This is a genomic window from Pseudomonas floridensis (assembly GCF_002087235.1).
GTDB lineage: Bacteria > Pseudomonadota > Gammaproteobacteria > Pseudomonadales > Pseudomonadaceae > Aquipseudomonas > Aquipseudomonas floridensis.
Map to the genome: position 1 here is coordinate 1 of NZ_MUIO01000034.1, position 15353 is coordinate 15353.

Consider the following 15353-nt stretch of genomic DNA (forward strand, 5'->3'; position numbering starts at 1 on the left):
TTCTGAGGCTGCGTCGCATCCACCAGCCATTCCAGCGCAGTTTTGCCGCGATACTTCTTCATCTCGAAATCATGGTTGTGATAAGCCAGTTGCAGCCCGCCCTTGCGCAACCGGGCGCCTATCCCGTTCAGCTCGCGCCCCAACGTTTGCCAGCCTGCTGCGTCTACAGGACGATCGGCCGGATTCAGATAAGGCAGCACCAGCACCCGGTTGCCGATGGCACGGTTGAACGCGACGGTATCGGCCAATTGCGCGCGCAACGCGTCCAGTTGCACATGGGCGGAGGTCACGCTCATGTTGTACTTCTTCAGCAGCCTGCCGAGCTCATCCCTACTGACACCCTGATCGCCGACCAGCTCCAACGCACTGAAGCCAGAGCGTTGTGCCAGATTCAATTGCTGCTCGAGCGTTCCGACATTGCGCAACGTGTACATCTGCAGAGCAATCGGACGATCTGCGTCAGGCGCGGCCATGAGTCCGGTATCGCTCAATGCAAGACCTGCAACCAGGGTCACCAAGGCCATCTTTTTGAGTAAATGCATCGCAACTTCCTGTTTGCTGTTATCGAATAAGACGGATCAGGTTTTGCCGGACGCCAGTGCCACGGCTTTCCGTTCGCGGAAAGCGAACAGGAACACCAGCACCACGCCCAGTGAAAAGAATGCCGGGAACAGCCAGATACTGCGCCACTGATGACCACCGGGACCGGTGTAGTAATCGGAAACCTGCCCGGCGACCCAGAAACCGATCAGCATACCGACGCCATACGTAGCCAGGGTAATCAGTCCTTGTGCCGAACTTCTGAAGCGCTCGGGCGTTTTGGCATCGGTGTAGATCTGTCCGGACACAAAGAAAAAGTCGTAGCAGATACCGTGCAGAGCAATACCAATGAACAGCATGAACGCCAGCTCACCGTTGTCGCCGTACGCAAACAGCCCATAACGCAACGCCCACGCCAGCATGCCGATCAACAGCGCCATCTTGATGCCGAAACGGTGAATGAACAGCGGCAGCAACAGCATGAACAGCACTTCGGACACTTGCCCGATGGCCATCTTTGCCGTGGGGTTGGTCATGCCGATCTGCGCAAGAAACGGATTGGCATTCTGGTAATAGAATGCCAGCGGAATACAGATCAGGATCGACGCAATGAAGAACACCAGATAACTTCGGTCTTTAAGCAGGCCAAGCGCGTCCAGACCCACCATCTGCCGCAGCCCCGTACGAACGGTCTCGGCCTTGATCGGCGCAGTGTCCGGCAAGGTGAAGCTGTAGACGCCCAGCATCAGTGAGGCCAGTGCTGCCATCAGGAATGTGTTGCGCAAGGCTCCGGAGGCGATGGCTGTCTGCGAGTCCCAGGCAAAGACAAAGCTGATCATCACTCCGGCAACGATCCAGCCCACGGTGCCCCACACACGAATGCGGGAAAACTCCAGCGCAGGGTCGCGCATCTGCCGAAAGGCCACTGAGTTGACCAGGGCCAGGGTCGGCATGTAGATCAGCATGTAGGCCAGCACGTAAGGGTAAAACGTACCGAAGTCCGGCGCCTTGTACAGCTGATAGAGCAGTACCGCGCCCAACAGATGCAGGACGGCCAGAATACGTTCGGCATTGAAGAAACGGTCGGCGATCAGCCCGATCACGAACGGCGCAATGATCGCACCCCAGGACTGAGTCGAAAACGCCATCCCAATCTGCCCGCCATTGGCGTCCAACTGGCTGGACAGGAACGTGCCGAGGGTGACGAACCAGGCCCCCCATATGAAGAATTGCAAAAACATCATGGCGCTCAGGCGCGCGGTCATCCAGGTCATATCAGTCACCGTCTTATTGTTATTGAGGTGTCAACGTGGCAAACAGGTCCCGTTCAGACGTCGGATAGCCCCAACAGCCGCCGATTGGACGCTTCGTCACTGGCAACGCTGGCGAAATCGTCGAAGGCTTTGCGGCTGCGCGTAATCATGTGCCGACGAATGAAATCGGCGCCCTCGGCAGCCCCCTGACCGGAATCCTTCAGGCAGCACTCCCACTCCAGTACCGCCCAACCGGAGAAACCGTACTGGGTCAGCTTGCTGAAGATCGATTTGAAATCGATTTGACCGTCGCCAAGCGAACGAAAACGACCAGGCCGCTCGACCCAACCCTGATAACCGCCGTAGACCCCTGAGCGCGCATCGGGACTAAATTCCGCATCTTTGACATGAAACATGCGAATGCGCGAATGATAACGGTCGATGAAGCCCAGGTAGTCCATCTGCTGCAGCAGCAGGTGGCTGGGGTCATACAGGATCGCGGCGCGAGGGTGATGGTCGACAGCGTCGAGGAAACGCTCGAATGACGCCCCGTCATGCAGGTCTTCGCCGGGGTGGATTTCGTAGCAGAGATCGACGCCCGCTGCATCGAAACACTCGAGAATCGGCAGCCAGCGCCTGGCCAGCTCGGCAAAACCCTGCTCCACCAGACCGGCTGGACGCTGCGGCCATGGATACACATAAGGCCACAGCAGCGCACCGGAAAAGGTGGCATGAGCAGTAAGACCAAGGCGCTGGCTGGCCCGCGCCGCCAGCTTCAACTGCTCGATGGCCCATTCGGTGCGCGCCTGCGGCTGACCACGCAAATGCTCGGGGGCGAAGTCGTCGAACAGCGTATGGAACGCCGGATGCACGGCCACCAGTTGGCCTTGCAGGTGTGTGGACAGCTCGCTGATTTCGACGCCGGCGCGGGCGCAGACTTCGTTCAATTCATCACAGTAATGCTGACTTTCGGCCGCTTTCGCCAGGTCAATGTAGCGTGTGCCAAGGGTGGGCAACTGAATGGCCTTGTAACCTTGTGATGCGGCCCATTGCGCGATAGAGGCCAGCGTGTCGAACGGCGCCTCGTCAGAGATGAACTGCGCCAGAAAAATCCCGGGGCCACGCAGGCCTGGTGGTGTCGGGGTATCTGTCTTTACGGTGGTCACAGGGCATATCTCCAGGGTCATGTCGGGCAGACCAGTTCGGTCCATTTACTGTCGCTGCCATGGCTGACGAGGGCGGTTTCGATAAAGGCCATGCCACGCAGCCCGGTCTCGATGCCCGGCACACCTGGCGCATCGCTGCCCTGCACTTCGCTGCGAATTGCGCTGGCGAAATCGCGGTAAAGATTGGCCATGGCTTCCAGATAGCCTTCCGGGTGTCCGGCGGGCAAACGCATGCGCCGCAACGCCTGCTCGCACAGCCAGGGCTGCCCCGTGCCGGAACGCAGGGTTTGCTGCGGTCGATCCAGTGCACGGTGGATCAGACTGGCGGGCTCTTGCTGACGCCACTCCAGTCCGCCCTTGTCGCCATAAACCCGAATGCTCAGTGCATTCTCTTCACCGGCACAGACCTGACTGGCAACCAGAACGCCGCTGGCACCCTGCGCCATCTTGAACAGCATGGCGGCGTCGTCATCGAGCTGACGGCCCGGCACATGCACGCCCAAAGAAGCGCAAAGGTGAGTGATCGCCTGCCCCGTCACAAATTCCGCCAGCGCAAAGGCATGGGTGCCAATATCACCGATGCAGCCACCCGCGCCTGACTGTTCAGGCCGGTCGCGCCAATCGGCCTGCCTGTTGCCCTGTCCGACCATGTCTTGGCTAAGCCAGCCTTGCGGGTATTCCACCAGCACTTTGCGCACCGTGCCGATGACGCCATTGCCGACCATGTCGCGCGCCTGCCAGACCATCGGATAACCGAGGTAGGTGTGGGCCAGACCGTAACGTTTCTGGCTGGCATCAAGGGTGGCTTTCAGGGCCACCAGTTCAGCCAGACTCAAGGCCGCCGGCTTCTCGCTGAACACGTGAAAACCTGCTGACAAGGCTTGGCTGGCAATTGGGGCATGGAGATGATTGGGCGTTACGATCACCAGCAACTGCATGCGCTCATCAACAGGCAGCGCACGCTCTGCATCCAGCATTCGCTGCCAGTCGTCATAGCAACGCGACGGCGACAGACCGAGGTGACTGCCCGTCCGCCGATTATTTTGCGCATCGCGGCTGAACGCGCCACAGACCAGCTCGAAACACCCGTCCAGTGCCGCCGCCTGGCGATGAGCCTGTGCGATGAAAGCGCCTTCGCCGCCGCCAACAAAGCCCATTCTTATTTTTGGTAGTGCTGTGCTCATCGGAACTCTTCTGCGTTGGAATAAAATGTAACCGGTTACATTTCAACAGAATCTAGCCACTGCCCTGCGTACTGTCAATCCGGAAAACGCTACGCGCAGGCATTTCGGCGCACACGGACCTGCTGTAAGCTCGCCCGAAGCATCGTTTGATATGAGGTGGTCTTGTCCAATATTCGTGAAGTAGCCCGACTGGCAGGCGTCTCGGTGGCCACTGTTTCGCGCACGCTGAAATCACCCGACTGTGTGCGCGAAGCGACCCGGGAAAAAGTCAACGCCGCCGTCGAGCAGGCCGGTTACCGCCCCAACCTGATGGCCGTGCAGTTCCGCTCACGCCGTACCGCCAACCTCGTGATACTCGTCCCGAAAATCGCCAATACCTTCTTCGGCCGTGTCATCAGCGGCGCGCAACAGGCCGCCCAGGCCGAAGGCTATCGGCTGTTGCTCTGCGACACTCAGGGCCAGGAAACCGTCGAGCGGGAGTTTTCCGAACTGGTCTATGCGCATCAGGCCGACGGTGTGATTCAGCTGCGCGCGTTCGATCCGTTCCCTCTTGACAGCAGCGAAACGCCACCCATCGTCAACGCCTGCGAGGTGCTGAAGGACGGTCGTCACCCTACCATCAGCCTCGACAATCAGGCTGCCGCCAAGGCTATGACCGAACACCTGATCGGCCTGGGCCATCGCCGGATCGGCCTGATCAAAGGCCCAAAAAGCAGCCCCCTCACTCAGGACCGCGTGGCAGGCTATCTGTCCGCGCTGGCCCGGGCAGGTATTGCCAGCGACCCCGCACTGATCTGTCACGGTGACTTCAGTTTACGGGCGGGCTATGAAGGTGCCGAGCTGATGCTGAGCATGACGGATCGCCCGTCCGCGCTGTTTTGCGAAAACGACGAGATGGCGATAGGTGCCCTCAAGCGCATCAAGCAAGCAGGCTTGCGCGTCCCGGAAGATATTTCAGTGGTCGGGTTCGATGACATTCCGCTGGCTCAATACTGCGAGCCGCCACTGACCACCATCGCCCAACCCGCCGAAGCGTTCGGGCAAAGAGCGGTCGAAATGCTGATCGAGCTGATCGAAAAAAAAACCATCACACGACGGCACGTGGTGTTGCCCTTCGAACTGACAGTACGCGAAAGCTGTGCGCCCCCTTTCAAGCAATAGCGCCTCAAAATACAGCTTACTACCTGCCTCCCCCTGACCGCCGGGCGCACGAGACAGGACAGCGTCTTGTGCACTCAAATCTGCTCAGCCCAGGCTTCCCGGTGAAGGTTCTTCTGCATCGTCGACCGGCGGGTTCACCGGCATATCAGGATCATCGCTCTGATCATTGCGGTCAGTATCGTCTTCACGGTCCTGGTAAGCACCCTCCTCACTACCGGGCTCGGCCGAACCTGGGTAAGGGCTGTCCGGGCCATTGTTTTCAATCGTCATGGGTATCTCCGCAATCTTTGACGCAGGACATCTGCGCCTGAACGTGAGAGGTCGCAGCGCGAGGTGAAGTGCCTGTGACTGGATGAACGGTGTCGAGGCGTTGGCAGAGGACAAGTCGTGCTCAGTCGTCGTTTGATCGTGTCAAGGAGACCGGTTGCTGGGGAACCGTTTCCATTGGAAACTCCAGTGCCTGCAATGTGCCTGCATCATGACGGGCGTACTCACCAACGTCGTCACCGCAGGGCGCGGCCACCCTCTGGCAACAAGAGTTCGCAGACGTAGGCAACGCTTCGGGACATCAGTGTTTCAGAAGGGATAAATGATGAACAGTCATGCAGCACGTTATGTAATGTTGGTTTTACCTTTTCTCCTGTCGTGCGAAGCAGCGTATGCATCGACCTGGCAAATATGCAGCATGGAACTAAGGATTACAGATGTACTAAAACACCCGTATCCGCAGCTACAGGCTCAGGTCCTGAAAGCAAGCCCGGCCTCGCCCACTGTGGAATGTCCAGAAGAAGGTGCTACGCTCACGTTCAGTCCAGAAACGGCGGACTACCAACACATACTCCCCAAACGACAGTGGCCTAAAAAAGGGCAGTCTATACGGCTTGAATACCGGTATCTGGATGGCTTCTGTAAAGGAGACGGCCATGGTTATCAATGCCGCATCAAACACTACCCTATGGCCGCTCGCTGACTGGCAAACCAACAATATAGCGAAGCGGTTGACCCTCTACCGCCTGTATCCATTCATGCTATATGAAAGCCCGTTACCTTCAACCAAAGCAAGAAATGAAAGCAGGTTTGGCCCAGGTACGAGCGTAGCAAGCCGGTCGACGGGAGATGCTCGTTTCACCCAACACATCAACGATGTCGCCGCCTATTCAGGCGGAGGCAGATAGATCTTCTTTCTCAGGTATTGAGCGACTCAAAGGCCTAACCGCTCACCGGGCGCTGCCTGCCGTCCGCGGGATTCTATGGCTTGCGTGAGTAGTGCGGACGCTATCGATAGCTCGCGGCCATCCAGAATGCTCTTGGGAATAGATTTGCCTGCATTTTTCAGACATGAAAAAGCCCAACCTTTTCAGATTGGGCCAAGTCATTAAAAAATATGGTCGGGACGGAGTGATTCGAACACTCGACCCCTAGCACCCCATGCTAGTGCGCTACCGGACTGCGCTACGCCCCGACTAGGCGTGAATCTGTTTCGCGTATTGCGAAAACTTCGAGGAATATACCCTAAGCTTTTGAATTATGGAAGTATCTGGTTCGCCCGGTTACGATTTGAGCATTACCAATACGTCTTCCAGTTCGGCAATCATCTGCCGGATCATCTGCTTGTACTGCTGGGTATCGTCCTTGACCTCGCCACTGGACAAACGCAAACGCGCGCCGCCGATGGTGAAGCCCTGGTCGTAGAGCAAACCGCGGATCTGGCGAATCATCAGCACATCCTGGCGCTGATAATAACGACGATTTCCGCGGCGCTTAACGGGGTTGAGCTGAGGAAACTCCTGTTCCCAATAGCGCAAAACGTGCGGTTTCACCGCGCAGAGCTCGCTGACCTCACCGATGGTGAAGTAGCGTTTGCCAGGAATCGGCGGCAGCTCGTCGTTATGACTTGGTTCCAGCATATGCCTCAACTCGGGCCTTCAACTTCTGCCCTGGACGAAAGGTGACCACACGGCGTGCCGTGATCGGAATTTCTTCACCGGTCTTGGGATTTCTCCCAGGCCGCTGGCGCTTGTCTCGCAGGTCGAAATTGCCGAAGCCGGACAGTTTTACCTGCTCGTTGTCTTCCAGAGCGTGCCTGATTTCCTCGAAGAACAGCTCCACCAATTCCTTGGCTTCTCGTTTATTCAGGCCCAGCTCTTCGTACAGACGTTCGGCCATCTCAGCTTTCGTCAGAGCCCCCATACGCTACTTCCTTAATGTGGCGTTTAACCTCTCCTCAAGTGAGGTGAGGATGGCAAGTGTCGTTGCGTTTACCTCATCGTCATTAAGAGTGCGCGATGGATGCTGCCAGGTCAAGCCGACCGCAAGGCTTTTTCTATGCGGATCAATGCCTTTACCCTGATAAACATCAAATAGCCTGAGGTCTGTGAGCCACTCCCCTGCATTTTCTCGAATAACCTCAAGAACCGCACTGGAAGAGACATCCCGATCGGCCAGAAGTGCCAGGTCGCGACGCACTTCCGGGAAACGGGAAAGCTCATGGAATTTCGGCAGACGGCCTTTGGCAACTTCGCCCAGAACCAGCTCGAAAACAAATACCGGCCGGTCAAGGCCAAGGTTCTTCGAGAGTTCAGGGTGAAGCGCGCCCAGGAAACCGACTTCGCGGCCATCACGCAGGATACGCGCGGTCTGACCCGGATGAAGGGCAGGATGCTCGCCCGGCGTGAAGCTGAAATCGCCCAGCGCACCGGCGAAGCCCAGCACCGCTTCAACATCGGCCTTTACGTCGAAGAAGTCGACAGCGTCGCGACCCTGCGCCCAACCTTCCGGCAAACGGCTGCCGCAAACGACGCCCGCCAGCATCGGTTCCTGTTTCAGGCCGTCAAGCTGGCCGACGAAACGCAGGCCGCTTTCGAACATCCGAACCCTGTCCTGCTGGCGGTTAAGGTTGTGTTGCAGCGCCTTGACCAAGCCCGGCCACAACGAGGCGCGCATGGCTGCCATGTCGTTGGAGATCGGATTGGCCAGCAGCAGCGGCTTGACGCCCGGCGAGAACAGTTCGAACCATTTTGGATCGATGAAGCTGTAGGTAATCGCTTCCTGATAGCCACGAGCAACCAGCAGGCGGCGCAGCTCAGGAAGATCGCCTTGGGCTTCGGCCCTGGCCTGAGGAGCCAGACGCGCTTGCGGGTAACGAACCGGCAGGCGGTTGTAGCCATACAGACGGGCCAGCTCCTCGATCAGATCGACCTCAAGGCTGATGTCGAAACGATGACTTGGCACGGTGACTCGCCACTGACCGCCGGCCTCGGCAGATACGCCCAGACCGAGGGCCTTGAGCAGGCGCTCGATTTCGGCGTTCTCGATCACCAGACCGAGCATCTGCTCAACGCGGCTTGCGCGCAGTGTCACGGGTGCAACGGACGGCAAGTGTTGCTCGCTGACCGTTTCGATCACGGGACCGGCTTCACCACCGGTGATCTCGAGCAGCAGGCCGGTCGCACGCTCCATCGCCTCGCGGGCCAGTTGCCAGTCCACACCACGCTCGTAGCGGTGCGAAGCATCGGTGTGCAGACCGTAGGAACGCGCCTTGCCAGCCACCGAAATGGTGTCGAAGAAGGCGCTTTCCAGGAAGATATCGCGCGTGCTGGCGGTGACGCCGCTGTGCTCGCCACCCATGACGCCTGCGATGGCCAATGCACGCTGGTGGTCGGCAATGACAAGAGTGTCGGCGCGCAGACTCACTTCCTGACCATCGAGCAAGACCAGTTTCTCGCCCTCCTCAGCCATGCGCACACGAATGCCGCCATTGATTTCGGCCAGATCGAACGCGTGCAACGGCTGACCCAGTTCCAGCATCACATAGTTGGTAATGTCGACGGCGGCGTCGATGCTGCGCACGTCGGAACGACGCAGGCGCTCGACCATCCACAGCGGAGTCGGACGCGAGAGATCGACGTTGCGAATAACGCGACCCAAATAACGAGGGCAAGCTGCGGGAGCCAGTACCTCTACAGGTCGCACTTCGTCATGCACTGCTGCCACGGTCGCGACCTGCGGACGAGTGACTTCAGCGGCATACAGCGCACCGACTTCGCGTGCCAGTCCGGCAACCGACAGGCAATCGCCGCGGTTCGGAGTCAGATCGACTTCGATGCTGGCATCGTCCAGTCCGAGGTATACACGAATGTCCTGACCAACCGGCGCATCTGCCGCCAGCTCCATCAAGCCATCATTGCCTTCGCCCGCCTGCAGCTCGGCAGCGGAACACAACATGCCGTTGGATTCGACGCCACGCAGCTTGGCCTTCTTGATCTTGAAATCGCCGGGCAACTCGGCACCGATCATGGCGAACGGGATTTTCAGGCCCGGACGCACGTTGGGCGCACCACACACGACCTGAAAGGTTTCGCTACCATTGCTGACCTGGCAGACACGCAACTTGTCCGCATCAGGGTGTTGCTCGGTGCTCAGCACTTCGCCAACCACTACACCGGTAAAAGCGCCGGCGGCCAGCGTAACGCTGTCAACCTCAAGACCGGCCATCGACAGACGAGCAACCAGCTCGTCGCGGGAAACCTGCGGGCTTACCCAGCCGCGCAGCCATTGTTCACTGAATTTCATCCTGCTCTCCTGAAAGATTCGTTACGTGCGACCTAGCGAAATTGCGCGAGGAACCGCAAATCGTTGTCGAAGAACAGGCGCAAATCATTGACGCCGTAACGCAGCATGGCCAGACGCTCTACGCCCATACCGAACGCGAAACCCTGAAACTCTTCAGGGTCGATACCGGACATGCGCAGCACATTCGGGTGAACCATGCCGCAGCCCATCACTTCGAGCCAGCCGGTCTGTTTGCAGACACGGCAGCCCTTGCCGCTGCACATCACGCATTCCATATCGACTTCTGCGGATGGCTCGGTGAACGGGAAGAACGAAGGACGGAAACGAACGGCCAGCTCCTTCTCGAAGAACACACGCAGGAATTCTTCGATGGTGCCTTTCAGGTCCGCAAAGTTGATATCACGGTCGACCAGCAAGCCTTCAATCTGGTGGAACATCGGCGAGTGGGTGATATCCGAGTCACAGCGGTAGACGCGGCCCGGACAAACGATCCGGATCGGTGGCTGCTGCGATTCCATGGTCCGCACCTGCACCGGGGAGGTGTGGGTACGCAACAGCATGTTCGCATTGAAATAGAAGGTGTCATGCATCGCCCGCGCCGGGTGGTGGCCAGGGATGTTGAGCGCCTCGAAGTTGTGGTAATCGTCTTCGACCTCAGGACCTTCGGCAATGCCGTAGCCGATATGGGTGAAGAATTGCTCGATACGCTCCAGAGTACGAGTGATCGGGTGCAGACCGCCAGAGGTCTGACCACGGCCCGGCAGGGTCACGTCAATGCACTCGGCCGCGAGTCTGGCAGTCAGTTCTGCCTGCTCAAACGACACCTTGCGTGCATTGAGGACCTCTGTAACACGCTCCTTGGCAACGTTGATCAGGGCGCCAACCTGCGGACGCTCTTCAGCCGGCAGGTTCCCCAGGGTCTTCATCACCTGAGTCAACTCGCCCTTCTTGCCGAGGTAGTGAACCCGGATGTGCTCCAGGGCATTGATATCTTCGGCGCTTTGCACAGCCTCAAGAGCTTGAGAGACCAGCGCGTCCAGGTTTTCCATGTACAGACTCCAGATACGAAATAGGGGAAGAGCTTAAGGCTCTTCCCCTATTTATGACGTTCAACACCGACCCCGAAACCGGGGCCGGTGATTGTCGGGGGACTTAGGCCAAAGTGGCTTTAGCTTTCTCGACAATCGCAGCAAACGCCGCTTTTTCGTTCACTGCCAGATCAGCCAGAACCTTACGGTCGATCTCGATGGACGCTTTTTTCAGGCCAGCAATGAAACGGCTGTAGGACAGACCGTTAACACGAGCACCAGCGTTGATACGAGCGATCCACAGAGCGCGGAACTGACGTTTTTTCTGACGACGGTCACGGTAGGCGTATTGGCCTGCCTTGATTACCGCTTGCTTGGCAACACGGAATACGCGTGAACGCGCGCCGTAGTAGCCTTTGGCAAGTTTCAGAATTTTCTTGTGACGCTTACGGGCAATGACGCCACGCTTTACACGAGCCATGAGTTACTTCCTCTATATCTTGATCAAAATTAACGAAGGCGCAGCATGCGCTCGACTTTTGCCACGTCGGACGGATGCAGCAAGCTGCTTCCGCGCAGTTGACGCTTACGCTTTGTCGACATTTTGGTCAGGATGTGGCTCTTGAAAGCGTGTTTGTGCTTGATGCCGTTAGCAGTTTTCAGAAACCGCTTGGCTGCACCACTTTTAGTCTTCATCTTTGGCATGTTCGGATACTCCGCATTCAGTTGATAAACATAACCGCAAGGCCTGCCGTGCCCTGGTGGTTACTTCTTCTTTTTCGGGGCGATGACCATGATCAGCTGGCGTCCTTCCATCTTAGGATGCTGTTCGACGGAACCGTATTCGAGAAGGTCAGCTTCAACCCGCTTCAACAATTCCATACCCAGCTCCTGGTGGGCCATCTCACGACCGCGGAATCTCAACGATACCTTGGCCCTGTCCCCGTCACTCAGGAAACGTACCAGGTTGCGCAGTTTTACCTGGTAATCCCCTTCCTCCGTCCCTGGACGAAACTTGATTTCTTTAACCTGGATCTGCTTCTGGTTTTTCTTCGCTGCAGCGACCTGCTTCTTCTTCTCGAAGATCGACTTGCCGTAATCCATCACACGGCAAACAGGAGGTACTGCGTCGGCGGAAATCTCTACCAGATCCAGCTTCGACTCTTCGGCTATACGAAGCGCTTCATCAATCGAGACGATGCCAATCTGCTCGCCGTCAGCGCCAATTAACCGAACCTCGCGGGCCGAGATATTCTCATTGATCGGGGCCTTGGGTGCAGCTCGTTTATCTTGTCTCATTTCACGCTTAATAATAATTACTCCGAATCTTGGCGACCACGCCGGGAAACCGCTTGTGCGAGGAATTCAGCGAACTGGGCGACCGGCATCGAGCCGAGGTCAGCGCCTTCGCGTGTCCGCACAGCGACAGTTTGCATTTCAACTTCCCGATCCCCTATCACAAGGAGATAAGGAACCTTGAGCAAAGTATGCTCGCGGATTTTAAAGCCGATCTTTTCATTTCTCAAGTCGGACTTGGCACGAAACCCGCTTTGAGCCAAGGTTTTTTCGACTTCGAGGGCAAAATCGGCCTGTTTATCGGTGATATTCATGATCACCGCCTGAGTCGGCGCAAGCCAGGCCGGGAACGCGCCTTCGTAGTGCTCGATCAGAATACCGATGAAACGCTCGAAGGAACCAAGGATTGCCCGGTGCAGCATGACCGGACTCTTGCGGCTGTTGTCCTCCGAGACGTACTCGGCATTGAGCCGGATCGGCAGGTTGAAGTCCAGCTGCAGCGTTCCGCACTGCCAGACACGACCCAGACAATCCTTGAGCGAGAATTCGATCTTCGGACCGTAGAACGCGCCTTCGCCTGGTTGAAGCTCATAAGGCAGCCCTGCACTGTCAAGTGCCGACGCCAGTGCAGATTCGGCACGATCCCACAGCTCATCGGAACCGACCCGTTTTTCAGGGCGGGTGGACAGCTTTAGTTCGATATCCTTGAAGCCGAAATCGGCGTAGACATCCAGCGTCAGTTTGATGAACGCAGCGGACTCGGACTGCATCTGCTCTTCAGTGCAGAAAATGTGCGCGTCGTCCTGAGTGAAACCACGCACGCGCATGATGCCGTGCAGCGCACCCGACGGCTCATTGCGATGACAGGCACCAAATTCGGCCAGACGCATCGGCAATTCACGGTAGCTCTTCAGGCCCTGATTAAACACCTGCACGTGGCAAGGGCAGTTCATTGGCTTGATGGCGTAGTCGCGGTTCTCGGATTCGGTGGTGAACATGTTGTCGGCGTAGTTGGCCCAATGACCGGACTTCTCCCACAACGAGCGATCGACCACCTGCGGCGTCTTGATCTCCAGATAACCGTTTTCGTGCTGAACCTTGCGCATGTACTGCTCGAGCACCTGATACAGGGTCCAGCCCTGAGGGTGCCAGAACACCATGCCCGGCGCTTCTTCCTGGGTATGGAACAGGCCCAGACGCTTGCCGATCTTGCGATGGTCGCGCTTCTCGGCTTCTTCGATACGCTGGATGTAGGCCGCCAATTGTTTCTTGTCAGCCCAGGCCGTGCCGTAAACGCGCTGCAACTGCTCGTTCTTGGCATCACCGCGCCAGTAGGCACCGGACAGCTTGGTCAGCTTGAAGGATTTCAGAAAACGAGTGTTCGGCACGTGCGGACCACGGCACATGTCGACATATTCTTCGTGATAGTACAGACCCATGGCCTGTTCATTCGGCATGTCTTCGACCAGGCGCAGCTTGTAGTCTTCATGACGGGCGCTGAACACCTCGATCACTTCAGCGCGCGGGGTCACTTTCTTGATGACGTCGTAGTCTTTTTCGATCAACTGCTGCATGCGCTGCTCGATCGCCGCCAGGTCGTCAGGCGTGAACGGGCGCTCATAGGCGATATCGTAATAGAAGCCGTCATCGATCACCGGGCCGATAACCATCTGTGCAGTCGGGTACAACTGCTTGACGGCATGGCCTACCAGGTGAGCGCAAGAGTGACGGATGATTTCCAGTCCTTCCTGATCTTTCGGGGTGATGATCTGCAGGCTGGCATCGTTTTCGATCAGGTCACAGGCGTCGACGAGCTTGCCGTCGACCTTGCCGGCCACGGTGGCCTTGGCCAGACCCGCACCGATTGAAAGCGCGACATCGGCTACGGAAACCGCATGATCGAATGAACGTTGACTGCCGTCGGGAAGAGTAATAGTTGGCATGGCGCCTCCTCTCCTAGTGGTGACCCCTACCAAAGGTCACGTGGGTTGGGATGAGCCAGTACGTGATCCGGTGGTACGCCTGCCTCACAGTGGCAGGAGCCTTGCGGCCAACCTTGAAACGGACCAGATGACTGGAGTGTAAAAAAAACCTGCCTGCGCCGGGCGGAAAGCACGCCTTTCGGAACGCGGGAAAATAACAGGACGCGCATCCTAGCACAGCGCAGACCCAAGAGTCGCATACCACGCCAAATGAACATGAAATCGTATGCCATCTGAACTGGCTCGACTCAGTGTCGTCAGAACCCCATGACACCTTTTAAGATTTTTCCAGCAAAGGAGAACACCATGAAGCTCTCACACCTGTCCGGCCTTTTTGCCTGTGCTGTCATTCTGGCCCCGTTGGGTGCCCAGGCAGCGATGAACGAGGCAACTCGCGCCGAGTTCACCCAGCAATGCATCAAGGAAGCCAAGAATCAGGGTGTGGATGACAAGACCGCCAAGGCTCATTGCGAGTGCGGTGCCCGGCAGATTGACAAGAACTTCACGGACGCCGAGATCAAAGCGCTGAACGGCAAAAACCCACAGCCGCCTCAGGAACTGGTCGGAAAACTGCGCGATGTGGTCGCACAGCAGTGTGCTCAGGCAAAAAATTAATGGCTGACCGCAGGTAAAAAATGCCCTTCTGAAAGGCGTGTATCCGCGCCTTGCAAATACAGCCTCAGGGCCCTGCACACGGGGCCTTGAGCGCTTTTCAAAACCTTCTTCAAGCGAGTCTGCCTACAGGGCAATTCAGCCATTCCAGAATATGATGTTCTGCATATGTACAACCTGCGCTCAAAGTTCCTACCTAAATAGCTGTCTTTTCGTACATTTCGACTATGATAGGCCGGTGTGCCCAGTTGGCCTGAGCAGCACGCTATTGAAAATTATGTTCTTGGAGATACACCATGTCTAATCGCCAAACCGGCACCGTAAAATGGTTCAACGATGAAAAAGGCTTCGGCTTTATCACTCCACAGGGTGGCGGTGACGACCTGTTCGTACACTTCAAAGCAATTCAAAGCGACGGTTTCAAAAGCCTGAAAGAAGGCCAGACCGTTTCTTTCGTTGCTGCTAAAGGCCAGAAAGGCATGCAGGCAGAAGAAGTCACCGTGGTCTGATCCACGTGACTTGAAAAAACCCCGTCATCGACGTAATGCTGTTCACTTAA

16 protein-coding genes and 1 tRNA gene are annotated in these 15353 nt (G+C 57.3%); 3 read left to right on the plus strand and 14 right to left on the minus strand.

Annotated features, from left to right (window positions below; all coding sequences use genetic code 11):
• From BZK31_RS10625 to BZK31_RS10640, 4 genes are all read right to left on the minus strand, one after another.
• Positions 1-542: sugar phosphate isomerase/epimerase family protein (locus BZK31_RS10625; RefSeq protein ID WP_157900724.1), on the minus strand; the 542-nt coding region annotated here is incomplete at its 3' end.
• A 36-nt stretch (positions 543-578) separates the two neighbouring features.
• Entirely contained in the window at positions 579-1814 is a 1236-nt protein-coding gene (locus BZK31_RS10630) for a nucleoside permease (protein WP_083182624.1), read from the minus strand.
• 53 nt (positions 1815-1867) lie between these two features.
• Positions 1868-2920, minus strand: a complete 1053-nt coding sequence (locus BZK31_RS10635; RefSeq protein WP_415639618.1) for a sugar phosphate isomerase/epimerase family protein — start codon at positions 2918-2920, stop codon at positions 1868-1870.
• Positions 2921-2976: 56 nt separating this feature from the next.
• Entirely contained in the window at positions 2977-4143 is a 1167-nt protein-coding gene (locus BZK31_RS10640; protein WP_083182626.1) for a Gfo/Idh/MocA family protein, read from the minus strand.
• Between the two features lie 162 nt (positions 4144-4305).
• Here BZK31_RS10640 and BZK31_RS10645 point away from each other — a divergent pair, with 162 nt between their 5' ends.
• Positions 4306-5304 carry a LacI family DNA-binding transcriptional regulator gene (locus tag BZK31_RS10645; protein WP_083182627.1) on the plus strand — a complete coding sequence of 333 codons (999 nt, stop codon included), beginning with the start codon at positions 4306-4308 and terminating at the stop codon, positions 5302-5304.
• A gap of 84 nt (positions 5305-5388) precedes the next feature.
• Here the strand turns inward: BZK31_RS10645 and BZK31_RS10650 are convergent, their stop codons facing one another.
• The 10 genes from BZK31_RS10650 to thrS all read right to left on the minus strand — a co-directional run bounded on the left by BZK31_RS10650 (position 5389) and on the right by thrS (position 14143).
• Entirely contained in the window at positions 5389-5574 is a 186-nt protein-coding gene (locus BZK31_RS10650; protein ID WP_083182628.1) for a hypothetical protein, read from the minus strand.
• Positions 5575-6689: 1115 nt separating this feature from the next.
• Positions 6690-6766 (minus strand) — tRNA-Pro (locus tag BZK31_RS10660).
• Positions 6767-6854: 88 nt separating this feature from the next.
• On the minus strand, positions 6855-7211 hold the full coding sequence (locus BZK31_RS10665; RefSeq protein ID WP_083182629.1) for a MerR family transcriptional regulator: 357 nt from the start codon (positions 7209-7211) through the stop codon (positions 6855-6857).
• A complete protein-coding gene (gene ihfA / locus BZK31_RS10670; protein WP_002553164.1) occupies positions 7192-7494 on the minus strand; it encodes an integration host factor subunit alpha in 303 nt (100 codons plus the stop codon). Before ihfA ends, BZK31_RS10665 begins: the two co-directional genes overlap by 20 nt.
• 3 nt (positions 7495-7497) lie before the next feature.
• Positions 7498-9876 carry a phenylalanine--tRNA ligase subunit beta gene (gene pheT, locus BZK31_RS10675; RefSeq protein ID WP_083182630.1) on the minus strand — a complete coding sequence of 793 codons (2379 nt, stop codon included), beginning with the start codon at positions 9874-9876 and terminating at the stop codon, positions 7498-7500.
• Between the two features lie 32 nt (positions 9877-9908).
• Complete coding sequence (gene pheS / locus BZK31_RS10680; protein ID WP_083182631.1) at positions 9909-10925, minus strand: phenylalanine--tRNA ligase subunit alpha; 1017 nt, start codon at positions 10923-10925, stop codon at positions 9909-9911.
• A gap of 103 nt (positions 10926-11028) precedes the next feature.
• Positions 11029-11385: a 50S ribosomal protein L20 gene (rplT, locus tag BZK31_RS10685; RefSeq protein WP_002553161.1), complete on the minus strand. Its 357-nt coding sequence runs from the start codon at positions 11383-11385 to the stop codon at positions 11029-11031.
• Positions 11386-11414: 29 nt separating this feature from the next.
• Positions 11415-11609 (minus strand): 50S ribosomal protein L35, encoded by a 195-nt coding sequence (gene rpmI / locus BZK31_RS10690; protein ID WP_002553160.1) that lies wholly within the window; start codon positions 11607-11609, stop codon positions 11415-11417.
• A 60-nt stretch (positions 11610-11669) separates the two neighbouring features.
• Positions 11670-12221, minus strand: coding sequence for a translation initiation factor IF-3 (gene infC, locus BZK31_RS10695; RefSeq protein ID WP_177429407.1), 552 nt, complete (start codon positions 12219-12221; stop codon positions 11670-11672).
• Positions 12221-14143: a threonine--tRNA ligase gene (thrS, locus tag BZK31_RS10700; RefSeq protein WP_083182633.1), complete on the minus strand. Its 1923-nt coding sequence runs from the start codon at positions 14141-14143 to the stop codon at positions 12221-12223. The genes infC and thrS overlap by 1 nt, the downstream gene beginning before the upstream one ends.
• Positions 14144-14488: 345 nt before the next feature.
• Between thrS and BZK31_RS10705 the strand changes: the two genes are divergently transcribed.
• Both BZK31_RS10705 and BZK31_RS10710 read left to right on the plus strand, forming a co-directional pair.
• Positions 14489-14797, plus strand: a complete 309-nt coding sequence (locus tag BZK31_RS10705; protein ID WP_083182634.1) for a hypothetical protein — start codon at positions 14489-14491, stop codon at positions 14795-14797.
• A gap of 293 nt (positions 14798-15090) precedes the next feature.
• Positions 15091-15303: a cold-shock protein gene (locus BZK31_RS10710; protein WP_024685433.1), complete on the plus strand. Its 213-nt coding sequence runs from the start codon at positions 15091-15093 to the stop codon at positions 15301-15303.
• Positions 15304-15353: the final 50 nt, after the last annotated feature.

Coding starts and splice junctions, on each gene's coding strand:
- BZK31_RS10640 (WP_083182626.1), bottom strand. CDS start 4,143: ATGAGCACAGCACTACCAAAAATAAGAATGGGCTTTGTTGGCGGCGGC.
- pheS (WP_083182631.1), bottom strand. CDS start 10,925: ATGGAAAACCTGGACGCGCTGGTCTCTCAAGCTCTTGAGGCTGTGCAA.
- rplT (WP_002553161.1), bottom strand. CDS start 11,385: ATGGCTCGTGTAAAGCGTGGCGTCATTGCCCGTAAGCGTCACAAGAAA.
- BZK31_RS10630 (WP_083182624.1), bottom strand. CDS start 1,814: ATGACCTGGATGACCGCGCGCCTGAGCGCCATGATGTTTTTGCAATTC.
- BZK31_RS10710 (WP_024685433.1), top strand. CDS start 15,091: ATGTCTAATCGCCAAACCGGCACCGTAAAATGGTTCAACGATGAAAAA.
- rpmI (WP_002553160.1), bottom strand. CDS start 11,609: ATGCCAAAGATGAAGACTAAAAGTGGTGCAGCCAAGCGGTTTCTGAAA.
- BZK31_RS10665 (WP_083182629.1), bottom strand. CDS start 7,211: ATGCTGGAACCAAGTCATAACGACGAGCTGCCGCCGATTCCTGGCAAA.
- BZK31_RS10705 (WP_083182634.1), top strand. CDS start 14,489: ATGAAGCTCTCACACCTGTCCGGCCTTTTTGCCTGTGCTGTCATTCTG.
- pheT (WP_083182630.1), bottom strand. CDS start 9,876: ATGAAATTCAGTGAACAATGGCTGCGCGGCTGGGTAAGCCCGCAGGTT.
- thrS (WP_083182633.1), bottom strand. CDS start 14,143: ATGCCAACTATTACTCTTCCCGACGGCAGTCAACGTTCATTCGATCAT.
- ihfA (WP_002553164.1), bottom strand. CDS start 7,494: ATGGGGGCTCTGACGAAAGCTGAGATGGCCGAACGTCTGTACGAAGAG.
- BZK31_RS10650 (WP_083182628.1), bottom strand. CDS start 5,574: ATGACGATTGAAAACAATGGCCCGGACAGCCCTTACCCAGGTTCGGCC.